At 67.1% G+C, this 22,258-nt stretch carries 14 protein-coding genes; 4 read left to right on the plus strand and 10 right to left on the minus strand.

Annotated features, from left to right (window positions below):
* Positions 1-66 precede the first annotated feature (66 nt).
* Genes QZ497_RS17365 through QZ497_RS17375 form a run of 3 tightly spaced genes read left to right on the plus strand, consistent with a single transcriptional unit; the run spans position 67 to position 4,138 of the window.
* Positions 67-1,500 carry an efflux transporter outer membrane subunit gene (locus QZ497_RS17365; protein ID WP_295477183.1) on the plus strand — a complete coding sequence of 478 codons (1,434 nt, stop codon included), beginning with the start codon at positions 67-69 and terminating at the stop codon, positions 1,498-1,500.
* Positions 1,500-2,636, plus strand: a complete 1,137-nt coding sequence (locus QZ497_RS17370; protein WP_295477185.1) for an HlyD family secretion protein — start codon at positions 1,500-1,502, stop codon at positions 2,634-2,636. The genes QZ497_RS17365 and QZ497_RS17370 overlap by 1 nt, the downstream gene beginning before the upstream one ends.
* Positions 2,633-4,138: a DHA2 family efflux MFS transporter permease subunit gene (locus QZ497_RS17375; RefSeq protein ID WP_295477187.1), complete on the plus strand. Its 1,506-nt coding sequence runs from the start codon at positions 2,633-2,635 to the stop codon at positions 4,136-4,138. Before QZ497_RS17370 ends, QZ497_RS17375 begins: the two co-directional genes overlap by 4 nt.
* A gap of 200 nt (positions 4,139-4,338) precedes the next feature.
* Here QZ497_RS17375 and QZ497_RS17380 read toward each other — a convergent pair whose 3' ends face one another.
* Both QZ497_RS17380 and QZ497_RS17385 read right to left on the minus strand, forming a co-directional pair.
* Positions 4,339-6,771, minus strand: a complete 2,433-nt coding sequence (locus QZ497_RS17380; RefSeq protein ID WP_295477189.1) for a PEP-utilizing enzyme — start codon at positions 6,769-6,771, stop codon at positions 4,339-4,341.
* Entirely contained in the window at positions 6,768-7,217 is a 450-nt protein-coding gene (locus QZ497_RS17385) for a cell division protein (RefSeq protein ID WP_295477191.1), read from the minus strand. The genes QZ497_RS17380 and QZ497_RS17385 overlap by 4 nt, the downstream gene beginning before the upstream one ends.
* A gap of 174 nt (positions 7,218-7,391) precedes the next feature.
* Between QZ497_RS17385 and QZ497_RS17390 the strand changes: the two genes are divergently transcribed.
* On the plus strand, positions 7,392-9,809 hold the full coding sequence (locus QZ497_RS17390) for a TonB-dependent receptor (protein WP_295477192.1): 2,418 nt from the start codon (positions 7,392-7,394) through the stop codon (positions 9,807-9,809).
* 275 nt (positions 9,810-10,084) lie between these two features.
* On the opposite strand, the gene QZ497_RS17395 is transcribed toward QZ497_RS17390, so the two are convergent.
* From QZ497_RS17395 to QZ497_RS17430, 8 genes are all read right to left on the minus strand, one after another.
* The gene (locus QZ497_RS17395) at positions 10,085-12,613 is read right to left on the minus strand and encodes an excinuclease ABC subunit UvrA (protein ID WP_295477194.1); all 2,529 of its coding nucleotides are present in this window, start codon (positions 12,611-12,613) and stop codon (positions 10,085-10,087) included.
* Between the two features lie 32 nt (positions 12,614-12,645).
* The gene (locus tag QZ497_RS17400; RefSeq protein WP_295477196.1) at positions 12,646-13,530 is read right to left on the minus strand and encodes an alpha/beta hydrolase; all 885 of its coding nucleotides are present in this window, start codon (positions 13,528-13,530) and stop codon (positions 12,646-12,648) included.
* Between the two features lie 50 nt (positions 13,531-13,580).
* A complete protein-coding gene (locus tag QZ497_RS17405) occupies positions 13,581-14,858 on the minus strand; it encodes a flavohemoglobin expression-modulating QEGLA motif protein (protein ID WP_295477221.1) in 1,278 nt (425 codons plus the stop codon).
* A 26-nt stretch (positions 14,859-14,884) separates the two neighbouring features.
* Positions 14,885-15,643 (minus strand): TetR family transcriptional regulator, encoded by a 759-nt coding sequence (locus tag QZ497_RS17410; RefSeq protein WP_295477198.1) that lies wholly within the window; start codon positions 15,641-15,643, stop codon positions 14,885-14,887.
* A 330-nt stretch (positions 15,644-15,973) separates the two neighbouring features.
* Complete coding sequence (gene lysS / locus QZ497_RS17415) at positions 15,974-17,479, minus strand: lysine--tRNA ligase (RefSeq protein WP_295477200.1); 1,506 nt, start codon at positions 17,477-17,479, stop codon at positions 15,974-15,976.
* A gap of 119 nt (positions 17,480-17,598) precedes the next feature.
* Positions 17,599-18,694 (minus strand): peptide chain release factor 2 gene (gene prfB, locus QZ497_RS17420; protein WP_100168977.1). Its coding sequence is split into 2 segments (ribosomal slippage): positions 17,599-18,621 and positions 18,623-18,694, totalling 1,095 coding nucleotides; the frame shifts between segments, so codons are not numbered across the junction.
* Positions 18,695-18,794: 100 nt separating this feature from the next.
* Entirely contained in the window at positions 18,795-20,417 is a 1,623-nt protein-coding gene (locus QZ497_RS17425; protein ID WP_295477204.1) for an MFS transporter, read from the minus strand.
* Between the two features lie 108 nt (positions 20,418-20,525).
* Positions 20,526-22,199 carry a GMC family oxidoreductase gene (locus QZ497_RS17430; RefSeq protein WP_150339473.1) on the minus strand — a complete coding sequence of 558 codons (1,674 nt, stop codon included), beginning with the start codon at positions 22,197-22,199 and terminating at the stop codon, positions 20,526-20,528.
* Between the last annotated feature and the right edge of the window lie 59 nt (positions 22,200-22,258).

Consider the following 22,258-nt stretch of genomic DNA (forward strand, 5'->3'; position numbering starts at 1 on the left):
ACGAGCGAGCAGCCGCGCCCTGCACGGTAGCCTGAGTGACTCGATTGATCCTGCGAAGTCCTCTCCATGCGTGTGCCCGCCCCGTTGTTCATATCCGTCGCCCTGCTCGTGCTCGGCGGCTGCCAGGCCCAGGCGCCGACGCCGCCGACGGCCCCCCTCTCAGCCGCCGAAACGAGCCTGGGCGTCCTGCCTGATGGCGTCGACCACCAGCCACTGCCCGACCGCTGGTGGTCGCTGTACCGCGACCCGCAGCTCGACCAGCTGGTAGAACGCGCCCTGCAGCACAATCAGGATCTGGCCCAGACCGATGCGCACCTCAAGGCACTGATGGCTGGCGTTCGCCAGCAACAGGCCGCGCTGTGGCCGAGCACCGAGGTGCAGGCCGGCGTGCCGTATGGGCGCAGCAGCGATGACCAGGTGCTGGCCGAGGCTCGCGACGGCCATGCCGCCAATCACTGGGAGACCGCGCTCGGCTTCGACCTGGCCTGGCAGCTGGACCTGTATGGGCAACTGCACGCCGCTATCGCTGCCGCCCAGGCCAGCGTCGAAGCCCAGACCGCCGCCCGCGACCAATTGCGCCTGGGCATCGCCGCGCAGACCAGCCAGGCCTATATCGACCTGTGCAGTTTCACGGCACGGCAGGCGGTGTTGCAGCAGTCGCTGGACAACCTCGCCAGCAGCCTGCGGCTCACCGAACGCCAGCACCAGGGCGGGGTAGCCACCGCCCTCGACAGCCACCGCCTGCAGGTGTTGGCCAGCCGCACGCGTGCCGAGCTGCCGTGGCTGCAGGCGCGCCAGCAGATGGCAGCATTCAGCCTGGCTCAGCTTACCGGGCAGGCCAATGCCCCTGCCGAACCTTGCCAGCAGCTGCCCAGCCTGAACGCTGCACTGCCCAGCGGCGAGGCCTGGCACCTGCTGCAACGCCGCCCCGACATCCGCCAGGCCGAACGCCAGTGGCTGGCGGCGCACTGGCGCGCCGAGCAGGTGCGCGGCGACCTGTACCCGCAAGTCAGCCTGGGCGCGACGCTGAACACCGCCAGCCAGCACCTCGACGGTCTGGGTGACAGCCGCGCCCTGAGCTTCGGCGTCGGGCCGCTGATCCGTTGGCGCTTCCCCAACCGGGCCGCCAACCGCGCGCGCCTGGCCGCAGCCGACGCCGAGCGCGAGGCCAGCCTGGCGGCATGGCGCAGCAGCGTACTGAGCGCGCTCAAGGACGTGCGCAGCGCCCTGGCCCGTTATGCCGGCGAACGCCAGCGCGCCCAGACCCTGGACCAGGCTGCGCAACAGAGCCACGAAGCCTTCGAACTGGCCGAGCGTGGCTACCGCGCCGGCAGTCTCGACGGCCTGCAGCAACTCGACGCGCAACGTGAACTGATCGCCGCCCAGGCCCAGCAGGTCGAGGCCCGCCAGCGCCAGGCACACAGCGAGATCGCCCTGTTCCAGGCGCTGGGCGGCGGCTGGCAGGCACCGGACTCATTGACCCCCAAGGAACACCCGTAATGAACATCGCCATCGACGAACAGACCCGTGCCGAACAGGCGCAGATCCTTGCCGCACAACGGCGCAAGCGCCAGCGAGTGGCCGCCAGCGCCCTGCTGGGGGCTATGGCGCTGCTGGCCGTGGGGGCCTGGTGGCTGCTGTGGGGGCGCTTCTTCGAGAGCACCGACGATGCCTACGTGCGCGCCGACTGGGTCGCGGTCAGCGCGCGAGTCAACGGTTACGTGGCGCAAGTACTGGTCGAAGACGACCAGCCGGTGCAGGCCGGCCAGGTGCTGCTGCGCATTCGCCAGGATGACTACCAGGCGCATGAGCAACGTGCCAGTGCCGGCTTGCAGGAGGCCCGTGCCGCGCTGTTGGCGGCCCAGGCCGAACGGCAGGTGGCCGAAGCCGCCGTGGCGCACCAGCGGCAGGCCATCGACCAGGCGCGCGCGGCCCTCACCGCCAGCGAGGCCGAGCAGCGTCGCAGCGACCTCGACCTGCGCCGCTACCAGGGTCTGGTACGCGACCAGGCCGCCACCACCCAACGCCTGGAAAGCGCCCAGGCCAGCGCGGCCCAGGCCCGTGGCGCGCGGCAGGCGGCGCAGGCGAGCCTGGCCGGCGAACAGCGGCGCCTGGACATGCTGCAGGCGCAGATCGCCCAGGCCGATGCCCACATTGCCCAGGCCCAGGCGGCACGCCAGGCTGCCGAGGCCGACCTGCAACTGGCCGAGCAAGCGTTGCACGACACCGAGGTGCGCGCCCCGGTCGCCGGCGTGGTCGGCCAGCGCCGCGTGCGCGAGGGCCAGTACCTGGTACCCGGTCAGCCGCTGCTGGCCGTGGTGCCGGTGGACCAGGCCTACGTGGTGGCCAATTTCAAGGAAACCCAGCTGCAACACATGCGCCCCGGCCAACCGGTGAGCATTCAGGTCGACAGCTACCCCGACACGCCGCTGCATGGCCAGGTCAGCAGCGTCTCGCCGGCCTCGGGCAGCGTCTTCGCCCTGCTGCCGTCGGATAACGCCACCGGCAACTTCACCAAGATCGTGCAGCGCTTCCCGGTGCGCATTCGTCTCGACGCCGGTACGTCGCAGCCGATTCTTCCGGGCATGTCGGTGATCGCCACGGTCGACACGCATCAGCGCGAGGTGCACCGATGAGCGCCGAGCGGGTGTCGGCCAAAGCCTGGGTGGCGGTGCTCGGTGGGCTGTTCGGCTGTTTCATGGCGGGGATGAACGTGCATGTCACCAGTGCCGCGCTGCCGCAGATCCAGGGCTCGCTGGGCGCCACCTTCGAGGAAGGCTCGTGGATCTCCACCGCCTACCTGGTCGCGGAAATCGTCATGATCCCGCTGACCGCCTGGCTGGTGCAGGTGTTCTCCCTGCGCCGGGTCATGGGCCTGGGCGCCCTGGTGTTCCTGATTGCCTCGGTGGCCTGCTCGCTGGCCCCGAACCTGGCGGTGATGATCACCCTGCGGGTCATTCAGGGCGCCGCCGGTGCCGTACTCATCCCGCTGTCGTTCCAGTTGATCATCACCGAGCTGCCGGCCAGCCGCATGGCCATGGGCATGGCGCTGTTCAGCCTGGCCAACAGCGTGGCCCAGGCCGCCGGCCCCTCGATCGGCGGCTGGCTGACCGATGCCTGGTCGTGGCGCTGGATCTTCTACCTGCAGCTGTTCCCCGGTATCGCCCTGCTGGCCGCCATCGCCTGGTCGATCGAGGCGCGACCGATGAACCTGGCACTGCTGCGGCGTGGCGACTGGCTGGGCATCGCGGCGATGATCCTCGGCCTGGGCGGCCTGCAGATCGTACTGGAGGAAGGCGGCCGCCAGGACTGGTTCGCCTCACCGTTCATTTTCTGGACCAGCGTGGCTTCGGCCATCGGCCTGGCGGTGTTCATCGCCACCCAGCTATGGGGCGGGCGCAGCTTCATCAACCTGCGCCTGCTGGGCCGCTACAACTTCGGCGTGGCCAGCGCGGCGATGTTCGTGTTCGGCGGGGCGACCTTCGGCCTGGTGTTCCTGGTACCCAACTACCTGTCGCAACTGCAGCACTACAGCGCTCACGAGATCGGCGTCAGCCTGATCGCCTATGGCGTCGTGCAGCTGCTGCTGGCGCCGCTGATGCCGCGCCTGATGGGCTGGAGCAGCCCGAAGATCATGGTCGCCACGGGCTTCGTGATCATGGCCGCCGGCTGCTGGCTGGCCGTGCACCTGGACGCTGACAGTGCGGCCAACGTGATCATTCCCTCCACGGTGATTCGTGGCATCGGCCAGCCGTTCATCATGGTCGCCCTGTCGGTGCTGGCGGTGGCCGGGCTGGCCAAGGCCGAGGCCGGCTCGGCTTCGGCGGTGTTCTCCATGCTGCGCAACTTAGGCGGCGCGGTGGGCACCGCCGTGCTGACGCAATGGGTGGCCAGCCGCGAACGCCTGCATTCGGCGCGCATCCACGAAACCGTCAGCGTCTTCGAACCGGGCATGCAGGAACGCCTGGGCAGCGTGCTGCACAGCTGGCTACCGGCCGGCCAGGAACAACTGGAAGGACTGGCCCGCACCATCCGCCGCGAGGCGTTCCTCATGGCCTATGGCGACGCCTTCTACCTGGCGTGCCTGGCGCTGCTGGCCTGCGCCGTGGCGACCCTGGCGATGCGCAGCCGCACCTAGGCTGCTGCAAGAGCGACTTTCGCCGCAATACAGTTCAGTTAGACCGTTGGAGCGAGCTTGCTCGCGATGGCTGCGTCGCGTTCACAACAGATGCATGAGGTTTGCCAGCCTCTTCGCGAGCAAGCTCCAACAAAGCCGCAAAGCACTTGACCGAACAGTATTGCGGCTGAGGCCGGTCCTAGCGCTGAATGACGAGGCGCTCAAGCCAGCTGCAACTGGCCGTCGCGCAGAATCACTTCACGGCCCAGCCAGCCGGCATCCACCTGCGGCAGCACCGCCGACGGCTTGCGCAACTCGCGCAGCAGGGTCGAGCCATGCGACAGCCGCCCGCCCATCCGCGCCACCACGCCCCGGGCGGCCTGGTACTGCGCATGCCGGCCGGGGTCGAGGCTGTCTTCCAGGAGGATGTCCTGGCCGAGGACGCCGCGCACCTCACCGGGGTAGATCATGAACCCGGCCGCCAGCTCGTCACCTTCGCGGCCATCCTGCCAGAAGCTGCCATCGCGGCTGCGCACATGAGGATATGCCGCGAACCAATGACCGCGCTCGGCCTCGGGCATGGCGTGGTGCAGGCGAAAGAACACCCGCATCAGGTTGTCGCGGTACCACTCGCGCACCTGCAGGTAGTAGCCGCGCATACCCGGCAGGCCCGCTGCATGCGCCAGGCGGATCAAACGCGGCCAGGTCGGAAAGGCCTGCAACGGCAGATCGGTCAGCGGCGGCCGTGGCGTGCCGGGGTCGGTTTCCCACGGCAGGCGGTGCGGGCAGTCATCCAGGCTGCCGTAGGCGGTGGGCGGACGGCCCAGACGGTCACCGCCACTGCTGGCCAGGGCGGTGGCGATGCACAGATTGCCCTGCACCACGAACACATAGAAACGGCTGAACCAGTCAGCCAGTTGCTGGCCGCTGGCGCCCTGCTCGACCAGTTGCGCCAGCTCACGATCGAAGCGCCGCAGTTGGCGCTCCAGATGCGGCAACTGGCCCCTGGCGATGCGTTGCATGCGCAGGAACACCGGCAGCGAGCGCAGCACACGCCATGGCCGCAGCGGCAGGTGTGGCGCGGCACCGCCCACCTCGCCAGCGTATTGGCTGGAGGGAATGCCCCAGTCGGCCAGACGCGCCAGGAACAGGTCGTTGTTGATGTACGAGGCGCCGTCGTACACCGCCGTGAAGGGTTCGTTGTCCTGCAGCACGCGGGTATCCCAGCGCGCCATGATCGCCGGAATGCTCGCCGCAGCGCGGCGCTGGCCGTACTCGACGAAGCGGCTGGGCTGTGGCGGCAGGATCTCGGCGATGTTGGCCGCCGTGAGGTGGCGGCGCCAGCCGTAGTCGCTGATCGGCCGATACTGCAGCAGCCACAGCTGCTGGCCGTCCCAGGCCCACTCCACATCGCCCGGCACATAGTGGAAGACCCGCAGCACGCCCTGCAGGAAGTCCCACAGGCGGACCTGGGTCAGGCCGTGCACGGTAGGGAACTGGCCACTGCTCCAGGCCTCGCCCAGGCGCGACAGCACCGCCCGCTGCGGGCTGACCAGGCCATCGGCCAGGGCCGCCAGATGCCCCTCGACCCATTCCAGCTCCACGGCCAGATGGCGCACGAAACCGATGCCGGACACCCGAGGCTCGATGAAGCGCTGCACCACCACCTGCTCGACCCCGGCCCCCAGCAGGTCCTCGACCCGGGCATGGACCTCGGCGCCCGGTACACGCAGGTACGTGGTATTCAGCCCGGCATTGGCCGCATCGGCCTGGTCTTCGCCGAAACTGGACGAGCGCACCGCCCACAAGGCTTGTGGGGCATCGGCCAACAGCGCAGGCAGCCTGGGGTCGGCGGCCTGCTCCAGGTTCAGCGCCATCGGCACCGGCTGCCCGGCCAGTTGCGCCAGGTGCAGTCGGCCGCCCTTGGTGTGGGCGATAAAACCTGGCTCGCGCGCTTCCAGCCAGGCGGCGAAGCCGGCCGGATCGTCGATCCAGGGGTAATGCCCCCACCCCGGCTGCAGGCTGATGCGCAGGTCGGCGCGGGCGAGGATCGCCGACCAGGCGGCCGCCTGCTCACTGCCCAGCAGGCCGTCCTGGTCGCCCCACACCAGCTCCAGCGGGTCTTCGATCCACTCCAGCAAGGGCAAGGCGGTGTCGGCGCGCAGCAGGTCCCAGTACGGCACGAAGGCCCGGCAGCGCGCGTAGCCCTCGCCCATGCGCCGATACTGCGCGGCGCTCCAGCGCTGGCGGGAGAACTTGCGGGCGAACAACGTGGGGCGGTGCGCCAGCAGCCAGTGGATGGCCTTGCGCACCGGCAACGGCGACATCAGTGCCGGCAAGCGGCGTTGCCAGAGAAAGGCACCCACCGGCGACAACAATACGCTACGCGAGAAATGCCCCGGCTGGCGTTGCAGCGCGTGCAGCACCAGCAAGGCACTCACCCCGGTGGCGAGGATCGCGCTGCCGCGCCGGGTGGCGGCCAGCAGCGCGCGGGCGTAACCGGCCAGGTCGCTGCACGGCGGCTCGGGGTTGTCGCCGAAGCCTGGCAGCTCCAGCGGCACCACCTGGTAATGCTGGAAGTGCGGCAGCACGTCGTCCCACCAGCGCGCGCAGCTGCCGTTGCCGGCCAGCAGGTACAGCAACGGCTTGCTCATGCGCCACTCCGGTCATGACGGTACAGCCACAGCAGGGGTGGCAACAGGGCCAGCAGCGCCAGGGCGTCGATCAACAGGTGCGACCAGAGGCTGGCCTGCAGCGAGATGAGCATGTCCTGCGGCGCCCAGAGCAGCAGGCCGGCGATCAGCCAGCCCCATACCCGCGGCTGGCGCAGGCGGCTGCCGATGTGCACCAGCGCCAGCATGTACAGCGAGTAGGCCTGCAGGGTCGCGCCGAACAGCGCCAGCCACCAGGTCTGCTGGGCCCGCGCCGGGGCCGGCGCCAGGCCACCCCAGAAGGCCTGCTCCAGCGAGGTCAGGTAGGCGTCGAACAGGCCGCTGTGGCCGGCCCAACTCAACAGCACACCACCGCCCAGATGCGCGGCGGCCACCAGATACAGCCAGCGGACCAGCGCCTGGCGTCGAGCAACGGAAGAAGACCGCATGGCGAATTCCGAAATCCTGCCGGGAAAGCTGGCGAGTGTACCCGTTTTCCGGCGCGGCTCAGCAGCCTGCGAATGCACCGCAGACAATCGTGAGATTTTTTCCGCCAGGTCTGTCCCCTTTTCCTCGCTGGCGTGTCATGAGGGTTAACAGCATCCAGAAAAGAGAGCACCGCAATGCCTGCACTGCCACGCCGCCGTTCGCTCCTGGCGTCTTCGATCTCCCGCTCGACCCTGTACCTGAGCCTGGCCCTCGGCCTGCCAGCCACCCTGCCGGAGCTGGCCCTGGCCGAGACACGCAGCTTCGAGGTACCGGCCGGAGACCTCGGCTCGGCGCTGACCCGTTTCGCCGGCCAGGCCGGGGTCAGCCTGTCGGTGGACCCGGCGCTGATTCAGGGCCGCCACAGCGCCGGGCTGTCGGGCAGCTATGGCGTGGAGGAAGGCTTCCAGCGCCTGTTGCAGGGCAGCGGCCTGCAGCTGCAGGCGGTGGGTGGCGGCTACACCCTGGTGCCGGTACCGCAGCGCAGCGGCGCTCTGGAGCTGGGCAGCACCGACATCGTCAGCACCAGCATCCTGTCGTTCAACGGCGACGGCGAGCGCTACGCCGGCAACCAGGTGGCGCGGCGTGGCTCACTGGGCCTGCTGGGTTCGCGGGACTTCATGGATACCCCGCTGAGCAGCACCACCTACACCAGCGAAACCGCCAAGAACCAGCAAGCCCGCACCTTGGGCGACCTGGTGGCCAGCGACCCGTCGGTACGCACCACCAACCCGGCGGGTGGACGCTTCGAGCAGTTCATCATCCGCGGCTTCAGCCTGTTCAACACCGATGTGTCCTATAACGGCCTGTACGGCGTGCTGCCCACCTATTCCATCGACATGGAAATGGCCGACCGGGTCGACGTATTCAAGGGCACCAACCAACTGCTCAACGGCATTTCGCCGCGCGGCAGCATCGGCGGTGGCGTCAACGTGGTAGCCAAGCGCGCCACCGACAAGCCGATCACCGAGTTCACCGGCAGCGTGGCTTCCGACAGCCAGGTCGGCGGCGCCGTGGATGTCGGTCGGCGCTTCGGTGACAACAACGAATACGGCATCCGCTTCAACGGCGTGAAGCAGTCCGGTGACACCGAGTGGGATCACCAGAACGTCGACCGCGAGCTGTCGGTACTGGGCCTGGACTTCCGTGGCGAGCGCCTGCGCGTGTCGGCGGACATCGGCCGAACCGAACGCGACACCGATGCCCCGCAGGAGCGTATCCAGGTCGGCGCCAACGCCCAGGTGCCGAGCGCCAGCTCGATCCACAAGAACTACGCCCAGGCCTGGAGCTGGGCGAGCACCAACGACACCTTCGGCGACCTCAATGCCGAATACGACATCAGCGATTCCTTCATGGTCTATGGCGCGGTAGGTGCGCGCGAAAGCAACCATGAGTTCATGCGCCACGCCGTGAGCGTGACCAACAACGCGGGCGACTTCACCATTTCGCCACGCTACTTCACCCGTGATGAAAGCGTGCGTACCGCCACTGTGGGCGCGCGCAAGTGGTTGCAGACAGGTCCCGTCAGCCACGAGCTGAACATCTCGGCCACGCATTTCTACATGGACTTCACCAACGGTGGGGCGCGCTATGCCACCGCTGCCGGCAATATCTACAACCCGGTGCAACGGCCCTTGCCCAATGCGCCGACGCGCCTGGATTCGAAGGACTACACCGAGAACCGCTTCGACAGCCTGGGCCTGGCCGACACCCTGGGCTTCTTCGATGACCGCCTGCTGGTCACCCTGGGCGGGCGCTTCCAGCGCGTGCAGGTGGATGACTGGAGCGATGGCGTCAAAGGCGCCACCGCCTACGACGAGAAGAAGTTCTCGCCCTCCGGCGGGGTGGTCTACAAGGTCACCGACCAGTGGTCGCTGTATGCCAACTACATGGAAGGCCTGAGCCTGGGCAAGGTGGCGCCTTCCACCTCGATCAATGAAAACCAGATCTTCGCGCCCTTCATCAGCCGCCAGATCGAGGTGGGCAGCAAGTACGACCTGGGCAACCTGGCCTTCACCGCCAGTGTGTTCCGGGTCAAGCAGCCGGCCTACGAGACCAACGCCACCACGCGGGTCTTCGGCCCCAGCGGCAAGCGCGAGAACACCGGCGTGGAACTGAACGTGTTCGGCGAACCCCTGCAGGGCGTGCGCCTGCTCGGCGGGGTGATGTACATCCACAGCGAGCTGACCGACACCGTCAACGGTGTCTACGACGGCAACCGTGCACCGGCCACGCCCAAGTACAACGTCAACCTGGGCGGCGAATGGGACGTACCGGGCCTGCAGGGCGTGACCCTTACCGCACGCGGTATCTACTCCAGCTCGCAGTACCTGGACCAGGCCAACAGCAAATCCATCGACAGCTGGGAGCGCTTCGACCTTGGCGCGCGCTATGCCTTCAAGATCAACAGCACGGACGTGACCCTGCGCGCCAATGTCGAGAACGTACTGGACAAGGCCTACTGGGCCTCGGCCGGCGCCTCCGACGACAGCGAGCCGGGCCTGACCCTGTCGACGCCACGCACCTACCTGTTGTCGGCCACCGTCGGGTTCTGATCGCCCCAGCCCCACAGCTGCTCGCTCACAGGTGCGAGCAGCTTCGACTGCCAGGACGTTTCCCGGCTGATAGCAATACCGTTGTGGGAGCGAGCTTGCTCGCGAAATGGCCGGTAGGTCACCCCATTTGTTGTGAGCATGACGCCGCCTTCGCGAGCAAGCTCGCTCCCACGGTCTATCTACTGTGAACAGGCGGTCGCTTCGCGGCTGAAGCCGCGCCTACGGCAGCGCAAGGGGGCGCTGGCGCTGAGTTCTCGAACCGGCAGTCCCTCGCGTCACTGCCCTTGCAGCGCCCGCGCCAGGAACGGTGCCGTGCGACTCTCGGCGCAGGCGGCCACCTCCTGCGGCAGGCCGCTGACCACCACCCGACCACCGGCATCCGCCGCGCCGGGGCCGATGTCGATTACCCAGTCACTCTGCGCCACCACGCGCATGTCGTGTTCGACCACCACCACGCTGTGTCCGGCATCCACCAGGCGGTTGAGTTGCAGCATCAGCCGATCGATGTCCTGCGGGTGCAGGCCATTGGTGGGTTCGTCGAGCACGTAGAGGGTGGCACCGCGAGCACTGCGTTGCAGCTCGGTGGCCAGCTTGATGCGCTGCGCCTCACCGCCAGACAGCTCGGTGGCCGGCTGCCCGAGGCGCAGGTAGCCCAGGCCCAGTTCGCTGAGCACCTGCAGTGAGCGGCGCACCGGCGCCTGCTCGGCGAACACCTCACAGGCCTGCTCGACGGTGAGCTGCAAGACCTCGGCGATGTTCAGGCCATTCCAGGCCACCTGCAGCGTCTGCGGGTTGTAGCGTGCGCCATGGCAGGTCGGGCACGGGGCATAGACGCTGGGCATGAACAGCAGTTCGACGCTGACGAAGCCCTCGCCCTCACATTGCTCGCAACGTCCCTTGGCCACGTTGAAGGAAAACTGCCCGGCGTCGAAGCCCAGCGCCTGAGCCTGTGAGGTGGCGGCGAACAGCTTGCGTACGTGGTCGAACAGCCCGGTGTAGGTCGCCAGGTTGGAACGTGGCGTGCGGCCAATGGGTTTCTGATCCACCTGGACCAGACGCTTGAGCTGCTCGACCCCAGCACTCACCCGCCCGCCGCTACGCGGCTGCGGCTCGTCCTCGAGCCCCACCTGCTCGGTCTCTTGCGACGCCTCGGCATGCCCCAGGTGAGCACCCACCAGATCCAGCAACGCATGGCTGACCAGGCTGGACTTGCCCGAGCCGGAAATGCCGGTCACCGAGGTAAAGCAGCCCAGCGGAAACGCAGCCTCCAGCTCGACCAGGTTGTTGCGGGTAATGCCTTCCAGACGCAGCCAGCCCTGCGCCGTGCGTGGCAGCCGTGGCGTCGGCTTTTCCGTAGCGAACAGGTAATGCCGGGTGCGTGATTCACTGACCTGCTCGAGACCGGCCGGCGGACCGCTGTACAGCACCTGCCCGCCCTGTTCGCCAGCCGCCGGGCCGACATCCACCAGCCAGTCGGCGCGGCGCATGGTGTCCAGGTCGTGCTCCACCACGTACACCGAGTTGCCTGCGGCCTTGAGGCGTTGCAGGGCATCGAGCAAGGCTTCGCTGTCGGCCGGGTGCAGGCCGGCGGAGGGTTCGTCGAGCACATAGATGACGCCGAACAGTTGGGAGTTGAGCTGGGTGGCCAGGCGCAGGCGCTGCAACTCGCCGGAAGACAGCGTGGGCGTGCTGCGCTCCAGGGCCAGGTAGCCCAGGCCCAGATCGGTCAGGGTGGTGATGCGTTCCAGAAGCTCGTTGGCGATGCGCTGTGCGGCCAGGCGCTTTTCCAGTGACGCATCGGCGTTTTCGTCTTCGAGCCACTCGCGGCTGGCCACCTGCTGCAGCAGTTCAGTCAGCTGGCGCAGCGGCAGGCCTAGCAGTTCGGCAATGTCCAGGCCAGCGAAGGTCACGCTCAGCGCCTCACGCTTGAGCCGCTTGCCTTCGCACGACGGGCAGGGGCTGGCGAGCATGTACTGGGCGACACGCTTGCGCATCTGCGCACTCTGCGAATGCATGAAGGTGTGCAGCAGGTAGCGCCGCGCACCGCTGAAGGTGCCCTGGTAGCTCGGCTCCTGCTTGCGCTTGAGCGCTTCGCGGGTCTGCGCCGGGGTGAAACCGGCGTACACCGGCACCGTCGGGGTTTCCTCGGTGAACAGAATCCAGTCACGCTGTTTCCTGGGCAGGTCACGCCAGGGAATGTCGACGTCATAGCCCAGGGTCACCAGAATGTCGCGCAGGTTCTGCCCTTGCCAGGCCGGCGGCCAGGCGGCGATGGCCTTCTGGCGAATGGTCAAGGACGGATCGGGCACCATCGAGGCCTCGGTGACCTCGTGCACCCGCCCCAGGCCGTGGCACTGCGGGCAGGCGCCCTGCGGGGTGTTGGCCGAAAAGTCTTCGGCGTACAGCATCGGCTGATCGGCCGGGTAGGTGCCGGCCCGCGAATAGAGCATGCGGATCAGGCTCGACAGGGTGGTGACGCTGCCCACCGAAGAGCGCGCACCGGGACTGCCGCGCTGCTGTTGCAAGGCCACCGCCGGCGGCAAGCCCTCGATGGCGTCGACATCCGGCACGCCGACCTGGTCGATCAGGCGCCGGGCATAGGGCGCCACCGACTCGAAATAGCGCCGCTGGGCCTCGGCGTACAGCGTCGAGAACGCCAGCGAGGACTTGCCTGAACCGGACACGCCGGTGAACACCACCAGCGCATCACGCGGTACATCGACGTCGACGTTCTTGAGGTTGTGCTCGCGGGCGCCACGCACGCGCACGAAGCCGGAAAAACGGGGCGGGGAAGTCTCGGGCATGGGCCATCCTGATCAGTGGGGCGACGGTGCGGCTACGGCGTACCGGTGTCGTAATTGGGAATCTCGCCCAGGCGGCGCAGGCCGTTGAAGTGCCGGGGGTCTTCGAGGTAGCGCAGCAGCACCTGGCGGAACGTCGGGTCGGCGAAGGTCTGCACATGCCCGCCGCGGGTCAGCTGCAGGACCCGTGGCAGGGGCGCAGCCTTGTACAGGGTCAGGCCGTTGTCCAGCGGCACGATCTCGTCGTCCAGGCTGTGGAATAGCAGGATCGGCGTGCCCTTGAGCTGGGCGATGCCATGCACGGCGCTGTCGGCGTCGGGAATCAGCCAGGACAGCGGGCGCTTGAAAGGCCAGGTCAGCCATGACGTACCCAGGGTATGCCGCGCCACGTCGCGGTAGCTGGCCGGCACGCCGTCGAGCACCAGGGCTTGCAGACGGCGGCGCTGTTCGGGATGGGCCGCCAGATAGTGCACCGCCAGCGCACCGCCGATGCTCTGGCCCAGCACGATGCGTGGGTGCCCCTGCACCTCAGGGGCAGCGTCCAGCCAGGCGAAGGCGGCGTCGAGGTCCTGGTAGATGGCCGGCAGGCTCGGTTCACCGGCAGACAGGCCGTAACCGCGATAGTCGAGCATCAGCACCTGGTAGCCCTGCTCCGGCAGCCACCAGCTGCCGCCCAGGTGCCAAGCCAGGTTGCCGCCGTTGCCATGCAGGTGCAGCACCGTGCCCTTGACCGGCACCCCGGCCTTGGCCGGCAACCACCAGCCATGCAGGCGCGTACCGTCGGCGGCGCTCAGCGACACGTCGCGCCAGGCAATGTGCGCCTTGTCGGGGGTGAACGGCTGGCCCTTCTCCGGGTAGAACAGCATGGAACTGCAACCGCCGAGGCTGAGCAGGAGGATCAGGGTGCCGATCAGTTTCAAGACGACGGTCCTTCGTGGTGGGGCTGCGAGGCTCGCGGCCTTGATGAGCCTCAGAGGATGTTGGCGTAGTCTGCTTCGATCCTGTCCAGGCTCAGATGGTTCAGGAAGTTGGAGAAGCACATCCACGCCGACAGGGCGTTCATGTCGCGGAACTGGTCGGGCAGGTAACGCGGCGCGACCACCAGGCCTTCATCCACAAGTTGGCGCAGGGTGCGCATGTCTTCCAGGGTGGTCTTGCCGCAGAACAGCAAGGGCACCTGTTCGAGCTTGCCCTTGCGCACGGCCAGCTGGATGTAGTTGTAGATCATGATGAAACCCTTCAGGTACGACAGGTCCTTGGTGAAGGGCAAGCCATCGGGGCTGGAACCACGGAACACCCGGCTGGCATTGCCGTAGCTGTCGGCCATGCTGAAGCCCTGCTCCCGGTAGAAGTCGAACACCTGCAGGAAGTCGGCGCCCTCCTCCGCCATGTGGATGGCGCGGGTCCGGTTGGTGAGCTTGCGCAGTCGGCTGGGGTAGGAGGCGAAGGCGATGACCTCCATGAGGATCGCCAGGCCTTCCTGGGTCACGGTCGAGGACGGCGGCCCCTTGGACAGGAAGGTGCAGATCGGCTGGTTCAGACCGTTGAGGGTGGTGCCGACGTGCACCAGCCCTTCATGCACCTCCAGGGCACGCACGTCTCGCTCGTTGAACATCGCATCGGAGCGGATCTTGATGTAGTCGGCACCGGCTGCCGCATCGGCGACGATGCCGTCGGACTCGAAGACCCGCACCGTGGCCTCGGCTTCGCCGAACACGCGGTTCAGGCGACGCTGGAGGATCTCCACGGCATCCTTGGCGGTGAGGGTCTTGGGCTCGTCCTTGAGATCGCCACGCCCGGCGATGTTGTTCAGGTAGCCCGAAAGCATCATGCCCAGGTCCGACAGGGTCGGGTCGCCGGCATGGAAGGCATCGGAGGCCGCGCCATAGAGCTCCTGGGAAATCAGCCCGAAGTCCGGCGTGCCGCGGGCTTCGAGCATGCGCACCACCATGCGGTATTCGCGGCACATGCGGCGCATGATCTGCCCGACCGGGTTGAACTGCCCCAGTTGCCGGGTGATGTCGCGTTCGATGTCCTGGAACTCCTGCTTGAGGGCACTGGCATCGAAGCCCAGGGCGCGGCCCTGGTAATAGTCGCGGTTCACCGCAGGCAATTCCTTGCCTTTGGCGGCGAGGAAGGTCTTGCGCACCCCATCGTCCCATTTCACCGCATCAAGCACGCGGATCGGCGTCTGTGCTGTCACGATGCGGTCGGATAACCCGCGAATGGTCTGCTGGTACTCGTCCACCCGGTACTCCTCGATCCTGATGTTGGTCAAGCCTGGCCTGGGTCCGTCGCCGCCGTACCGAGGAACTGCTGCAACTGGCGGGTCAGGAGCGCCTCGCGCTGGCTGGCCGCCTGCGCCGTGAGGCCTTGCAAGAGGCCTTGATATTCCATCCGGCGGATCATGCCCGTCAACACTTCGGCATCCTGCTGCGGCTGCGCCGAGCCCAGCACCTGGAGGAACTGGCAGGCGCCGCGAAAGAGAATCTGCTGGTGGTCGGCGACCAGCAGCGCCAGACGCGGGTTGATCAACGCCTCGAGATAGAAGGCGTATTCGGCGATCAGCTGGTCGCGGCGGGTCTGCAACTGGTGCTCGATATAGTCCTGGATCATCCGCGCGATATCGCGGGTCAGGCACTGGCGCCCGGCCGGGCTGCCATCGTTGCGGGCCAGCATGTCGCGCAGGATGACTTCGGTGTTCTGCCACAGGCGGGCCAGGTACACCGCACTGCGTTCGACGTATTGCGCGAAGGCATCGTTGAGCAGGTCATCGATGTCCTTGAAGTAGTAGGTCGTGGCCGACAGCGGCACGTCAGCCTCGGCGGCCACCGCACGATGACGCACACCGCGCACGCCATCACGGATGACGATGCGCATGGCGGCATCGAGGATTGCCTGGCGGCGTTGCTCGCTGCCCCGGCGACTGGCCTTGCGGCCCTGATAGCGCACGCTCTGGGCAACGGCACTGGCGACCTTGGCCGCTCCTTGGGTGGTGTCGTTCACCACAGGTTCTACTGGCGTCACTTCCATGGTCGGATCCAATTTATTCGCTTCGCCGACCTGTGGGAGCGACGTCTGCCGCGAAGAGTTCCCGGCCGACGCAACAATGTTGGCTGTAGCCACTCCCCGAGCAGGCGCCGCTACAGCCATGAACAACCGCTTCAACGGCCAAAACGTCGCGATCTCTCTGCCGGCTTCTTCACCGCTGAAACCCCTACTGTTCGGCTAGACCGGGTAGGAGCGGCTTAAGCCGCGAAGCGACCGCCTGTTCACGACAGATGCAGTGAATTTCCTGGCGCTTGCGCGGCTGAAGCCGCTTCTACCGAGCCAATCTGGGCGGCAGAGCGGCTAAAGGGACGATCAGGCCTGTGGACGCATGTGCGGGAACAGAATCACGTCGCGGATCGACGGCGAGTTGGTCAGCAGCATCACCAGACGGTCGATACCGATGCCTTCACCTGCGGTGGGCGGCATGCCGTATTCCAGGGCGCGCACGAAGTCGGCGTCGAAGTGCATGGCTTCGTCGTCGCCGGCGTCCTTCTCGGCCACCTGGGCCATGAAGCGGTCGGCCTGGTCTTCGGCGTCGTTGAGCTCGGAGTAGGCGTTGGCGATCTCGCGGCCACCGATGAACAGCTCGAAGCGGTCGGTGACGTTGGGGTTCTTGTCGTTGCGGCGCGCCAGTGGCGAAACCTCGAACGGGTATTCGGTGATGAAGTGCGGCTGCTCCAGCTTGTGCTCGACCAGCTCTTCGAAAATCATCACCTGCAGCTTGCCCAGGCCCTCGTGGCCCAGCACCTTGGCACCGGCCTGCTTGGCGATGGCACGGGCCTTGTCGACGTCCTGCAGGTCGGCAGCGGTGATGTCCGGGTTGTACTTGAGGATCGAGTCGAACACCGACAGGCGCGCGAACGGCTCGCCGAAGTGGAACACCTTGTCGCCGTACGGCACGTCGGTGCTGCCCAGGACCAGTTGCGCCAGTTCGCGGAACAGTTCCTCGGTGAGGTCCATGTTGTCTTCGTAGTCGGCGTAGGCCTGGTAGAACTCGAGCATGGTGAACTCGGGGTTGTGCCGGGTCGAGACGCCTTCGTTACGGAAGTTGCGGTTGATCTCGAAGACCTTCTCGAAGCCACCGACCACTAGGCGCTTGAGGTACAGCTCCGGCGCGATGCGCAGGAACATGGCCATGTCCAGGGCGTTGTGGTGGGTCTCGAAGGGCTTGGCCGCCGCACCGCCGGGAATGGTCTGCAGCATGGGGGTTTCCACTTCGAGGAAGCCCCGCTCCATGAGGAAGCGGCGGATGTGGGCGATGACCTGGGAGCGTACGCGGAAGGTCTGGCGCACCTCTTCGTTGACGATCAGGTCGACATAGCGCTGGCGATAGCGCAGCTCGGTGTCGGTCAGGCCGTGGTGCTTGTCGGGCAGCGGTCGCAGCGACTTGGTCAGCAGTCGCACGTCGCTCATGTTGACGTAGAGATCGCCCTTGCCGGAGCGGGCCAGGGTGCCTTCGGTGGCGATGATGTCGCCCAGGTCCCAGGTCTTGACCGCTTCCAGGGTCTCGGCCGGCAGGGTCTTGCGGTCGACGTAGACCTGGATGCGCCCGCTGGTGTCCTGCAGCACCATGAAGGCGCCGCGGTTGAGCATGATGCGGCCGGCCACCTTGACCTTGATGCCCGCGGCTTCCAGCTCTTCCTTGGTCTTGTCGGCGTACTGCTGCTGCAGATCACCGGCCAGGCTGTCGCGGCGGAAGTCGTTGGGGAAGGGAATGGCCTGCTGGGCACGCAGCGCGGAGAGCTTTTCCTTGCGCTGGGCGATCAGCTTGTTGTCTTCCTGTTCCTGGGCTTGGGGGTCTAGGGGTTGTTCGCTCATGTCTGCTGTTTACCTGGGGAGTGCTTGCCGTAGGAGCGGCCCATGGCCGCGATCCTGGCCGCAGCCTGGGGGAGTCGCGGCCATCGCGGCCATGGGCCGCTCCTACAGAGATAGATTGGTTAGATGCCCTGCTTGAGGCTGGCTTCGAGGTATTCGTCCAGATCGCCGTCGAGCACCTTGTCGCAGTCGCTGCGTTCCACGCCGGTGCGCAGATCCTTGATCCGCGAGGCGTCGAGGACGTAGGAGCGAATCTGGTGGCCCCAGCCGATATCGGACTTGGAGTCCTCCAGCGCCTGGGAGGCGGCGGTGCGCTTCTGCATCTCCAGCTCGTACAACTTGGCCCGCAGCATCTTCATGGCGGTGTCCTTGTTGGCGTGCTGGGAACGCTCGTTCTGGCAGGCCACCACGGTGTTGGTGGGCACGTGGGTGATCCGCACCGCGGAGTCGGTGGTGTTCACGTGCTGACCACCCGCACCCGAGGAGCGGTAGGTGTCGATGCGCAGATCGGACGGGTTGATCTCGATGTCGATGTTGTCGTCGATCTCGGGCGAGACGAACACCGCGGTGAAGGAGGTGTGGCGACGGTTGCCCGAGTCGAAGGGACTCTTGCGCACCAGGCGGTGCACGCCGATCTCGGTGCGCAGCCAGCCGAAGGCGTATTCGCCCTTGATGTGCACCGTGGCGCCCTTGATGCCGGCGACCTCGCCTTCCGACAACTCGACGATCTCGGCGCTGAAACCGTGCTGGTCGGCCCAGCGCAGGTACATGCGCAGCAGCATGTTGGCCCAGTCCTGGGCCTCGGTGCCGCCGGAGCCGGCCTGGATGTCCAGGTAGCAGTTGTTGGGGTCCATCTCGCCGCTGAACATGCGGCGGAATTCCAGCTTCTCGAGGATGCCGCGCAGGCGCTCCACCTCGGTCGCCACGTCATCGACCGCGCCCTGGTCTTCCTCTTCGGCGGCCATCTCCAGCAGGTCGCTGGCATCGGCCAGGCCACCGGTCAGCTCGTCCAGGGTCCCGACCACCTGGGCCAGCTGGGCGCGCTCGCGGCCGAGATTCTGGGCGTATTCGGGCTTGTTCCAGACAGCGGGATCCTCGAGCTCGCGCTCGACTTCGACCAGACGATCCTTTTTCAGATCGTAGTCAAAGATACCCCCGAATGGTCTGGGTACGGCTGGTGAGGTCCTTGATGCTGGTGACGATCGGGTTGATTTCCATGGGGGAAACACTCGCGAGAAAAGCTGTGGAAAAGCTCGCGAGTATAACCCAATCGGCGGCGAAACTCAGCGGGCGGCGGGCAGCGCCGCCCGCACGCGCCTCAATCGGCGTCGAGATCGCGATGGCGGGTTTCCGGCAGGCACAGCAGCCCCACCACCAGGCTGACGCCGGTGATCAGCACCGGGTACCAGAGGCCGTAGAAGATGTCGCCGGTATAGACCACCAGGGCGAAGGACACCGTGGGCAGGAAGCCGCCGAACCAGCCGTTGCCGATGTGGTACGGCAGCGACATGGAGGTGTAGCGGATGCGCGTGGGGAACAGCTCCACCATCAGCGCCGCCAGCGGTCCGTAGCAGAGGGTGGCGATCAGGATCAGGGCGAAGATCACCGCCACCACCATCGGCTTGTTGACCTGGGCCGAGTCGGCCTTGGCCGGATAGCCGGCGGCCTGCACCGCGGCGCGCAGGGCCGGTTCGTCGAAGCCGACGATGAGCTTGTCGCCGACGCTGACCTGCACCGCATCGCCGGGCGCCGCGGCCACGCTGAGGTAGGGCAGACCGCTCTTGGCCAGCAGTGTCTTGACCCGATCGCAGGGACTGTCGAAACGCGCCTTGCCCACCGGATCGAACTGGAAGGTGCAGGTGGCCGGGTCGGCGGTCACCACGATGGGCGCCTGCTGGCTGGCCTGGTAGATCTGCGGATTGGCGTAGTGGGTCAGGGCCTTGAACAGCGGGAAGTAGAGCACCGTGGCCAGCAGCAGGCCGAGCATCAGGATCGGCTTGCGCCCGACCTTGTCCGACAGCCAGCCGGCGATGACGAAGAAGGGCGCGCCGAGGATGACGCTGATGATCAGCAGGTTGTTCGCCAGCACCGGATCCAGCTTGAGGGTCTGGGTGAGAAAGAACATCACATAGAACTGCGACAGGTAGAAGGTCACCGCCTGGCCGCCGTTGATGCTGAACAGCGCGATCAGCACCACCTTGAGATTGCTCCAGTTGGTGAAGGAATCGCGGATCGGCGCCTTGCTCTGCTTGCCTTCGGCCTTCATGCGCACGAAGGCGGGCGATTCGTGCATCGACATGCGGATCCAGGTGGAGATGGCCAGCAGGAAGATCGACAGCAGGAACGGCAGGCGCCAGCCCCAGACCTCGAACTGGTCGCCGGTCAGATAGCGGCAGACCAGGATCACCACCAGCGACAGCAACAGCCCCAGGGTCGCGGTGGATTGCAGCCAGCTGGTATGGGCGCCGCGCTTGCCGGGCGGCGCGTGCTCGGCGATGTAGGTGGCGGCGCCGCCGTATTCGCCGCCCAGGGCCAGGCCCTGCAGCAGGCGCAGCACCACCAGGATGATGGGTGCGGCCACGCCGATGCTGGCGTAGGTGGGCAGCAGGCCGACGCCGAAGGTGGCGATGCCCATGAGGATGATGGTGGCGAGAAAGGTGTACTTGCGGCCGACCATGTCGCCCAGGCGCCCGAACACCAGGGCGCCGAAGGGCCGCACCACGAAGCCGGCGGCAAAGGCCAGCAGGGCGAAGATGAAGGCGGTGGTGTCGTTGACGCCGGCGAAGAACTGCTTGCTGATCACCGCCGCCAGGGCGCCATAGAGAAAGAAGTCGTACCACTCGAAGACGGTTCCCAGGGACGAGGCGAAGATCACCTTGCGTTCTTCGCGGCGACTGCTGGCCGCGCTGGGTTGGACCCGGGGTTGGGCATAGTCGGACATCGCACGTTCTCCTGACCCGGGATCGCCGGGCTGATTGTTGTTATGGGCGACAGCTACTACGGTGGAAACGGCGGGGGGCCCGCCGTCGGTGAAAGCGGAGGGACGCCGCTAGGCCGCCGAGACCGCGCTGGCCCGGGCCACCACGGCGGGCAGCTCGTGACTGCCCTGCTCGCGCGCCTCGGCCAGCATGAAGGTGGCCGCCTGCTCGGCGATCATCAGCGTTGGCGAGCAGCTGTTGCCCGAGACCAGGGTCGGCATGATGGAGGCGTCGGCCACCCGCAGCCCGGGAATGCCATGCACCCGCAGGCGCGCATCGACCACGGCGTCGGCGTCCTGGCCCATGCGACAGGTGCCGGATGGATGGAAGATGGTGGTGCCTATGGCGCCGGCCGCCTGCTGCAATTCCTCCTCGCTCTGGTAGGCCGGTCCCGGCAGGTATTCCTCGGGTCGATAGGCGGCCAGGGCCGGGGCGGCGACGATGCGCCGGGTAAGGCGGATGGCGTCGGCGGCCACCCTGAGATCCTCCGGCGCGCTGAGATACCGCGGCTGGATCAGCGGCGCGGCCAGCGGGTCGGCGCTGCGGATGGCCACCTGGCCACGACTGGCCGGACGCAGGTTGCACACCGAGGCGGTAAAGGCGGGAAAGCCGTGCAGCGGCTCGCCGAAGCGCTCCAGCGACAGCGGCTGCACGTGATACTGCAGATTGGCCGAGGGCTGCCCGGGATCGGAGCGGGCGAAGGCGCCCAGCTGACTCGGCGCCATGGCCAGGGGGCCACTGCGTTTCCAGAGGTATTCCAGGCCCATGCCCAGCTTGCCCCAGAGACTGCCGGCCAGGGCGTTGAGGGTCGGCACGCCGTGCACCCGGTAGATCAGCCGCAGTTGCAGGTGATCCTGCAGATTGCCGCCCACCCCTTCCAGGCGGTGCCGGACGCCGATGCCCAGGCCTTCGAGCAGACCGCGCGGCCCTATGCCGGAGCGCTGCAACAGGGTCGGCGAGCCGATGGCGCCGGCGCAGAGCACGATCTCCCGCCGTGCCACCAGGCGCTGGGGCTCGGCCTGGCCCGGCAGGCGCGCCAGCACCGCCCGTGCCCTGCCCTCCTCCAGCAGCACCCGCTCGACCTGGACGCCGGTCAGCACCTCGAGATTGGCGCGCTGGCGGATGGGCTTGAGAAAGGCCTTGGCGGCATTCCAGCGCACGCCATTGCGCTGATTGACCTGGAAGTAGCCGCAGCCTTCGTTGTCACCGGTGTTGAAGTCCTCCACCGGCGCGATGCCGGTTTCGCCGGCGGCCGCGCGAAAGGCGTCGAGCAGCGTCCAGTGCAGGCGCTGCCGCTCGACCCGCCATTCGCCCCCGGCGCCATGAAACTCTGAATTGCCGTCGCAGTGATCCTCCATGCGCTTGAACAGCGGCAGCACGTCCTGCCAGCCCCAGCCGGGATTGCCGGCGGCGGCCCAGCCGTCGTAGTCGCGGGCCTGGCCACGCATGTAGATCATGCCATTGATGGACGAGCAGCCACCCAGCACCCGCCCGCGTGGATAATTGAGCGCGCGGCCCCCCAGGCCCGCTTCCACCTCGGTCTTGAAGCACCAGTCGGTGCGCGGATTGCCGATGCAGAACAGATAGCCTACGGGGATGTGGATCCAGGGATGGTTGTCGCGCCCGCCGGCTTCCAGCAGCAGCACGCGATGGGCCGGATCGGCGGACAGTCGATTGGCCAGCAGGCAGCCGGCCGGACCGGCGCCGACGATGATGAAGTCATATTCCGCAGCAGGACCGGGCATGACGTTCCCTCGCTTTTTTGTTGTTGTGGTCCCTATCCTAGTGTCGTCATCCGCGAACA

The organism is uncultured Pseudomonas sp. (assembly GCF_913777995.1).
GTDB lineage: Bacteria > Pseudomonadota > Gammaproteobacteria > Pseudomonadales > Pseudomonadaceae > Aquipseudomonas.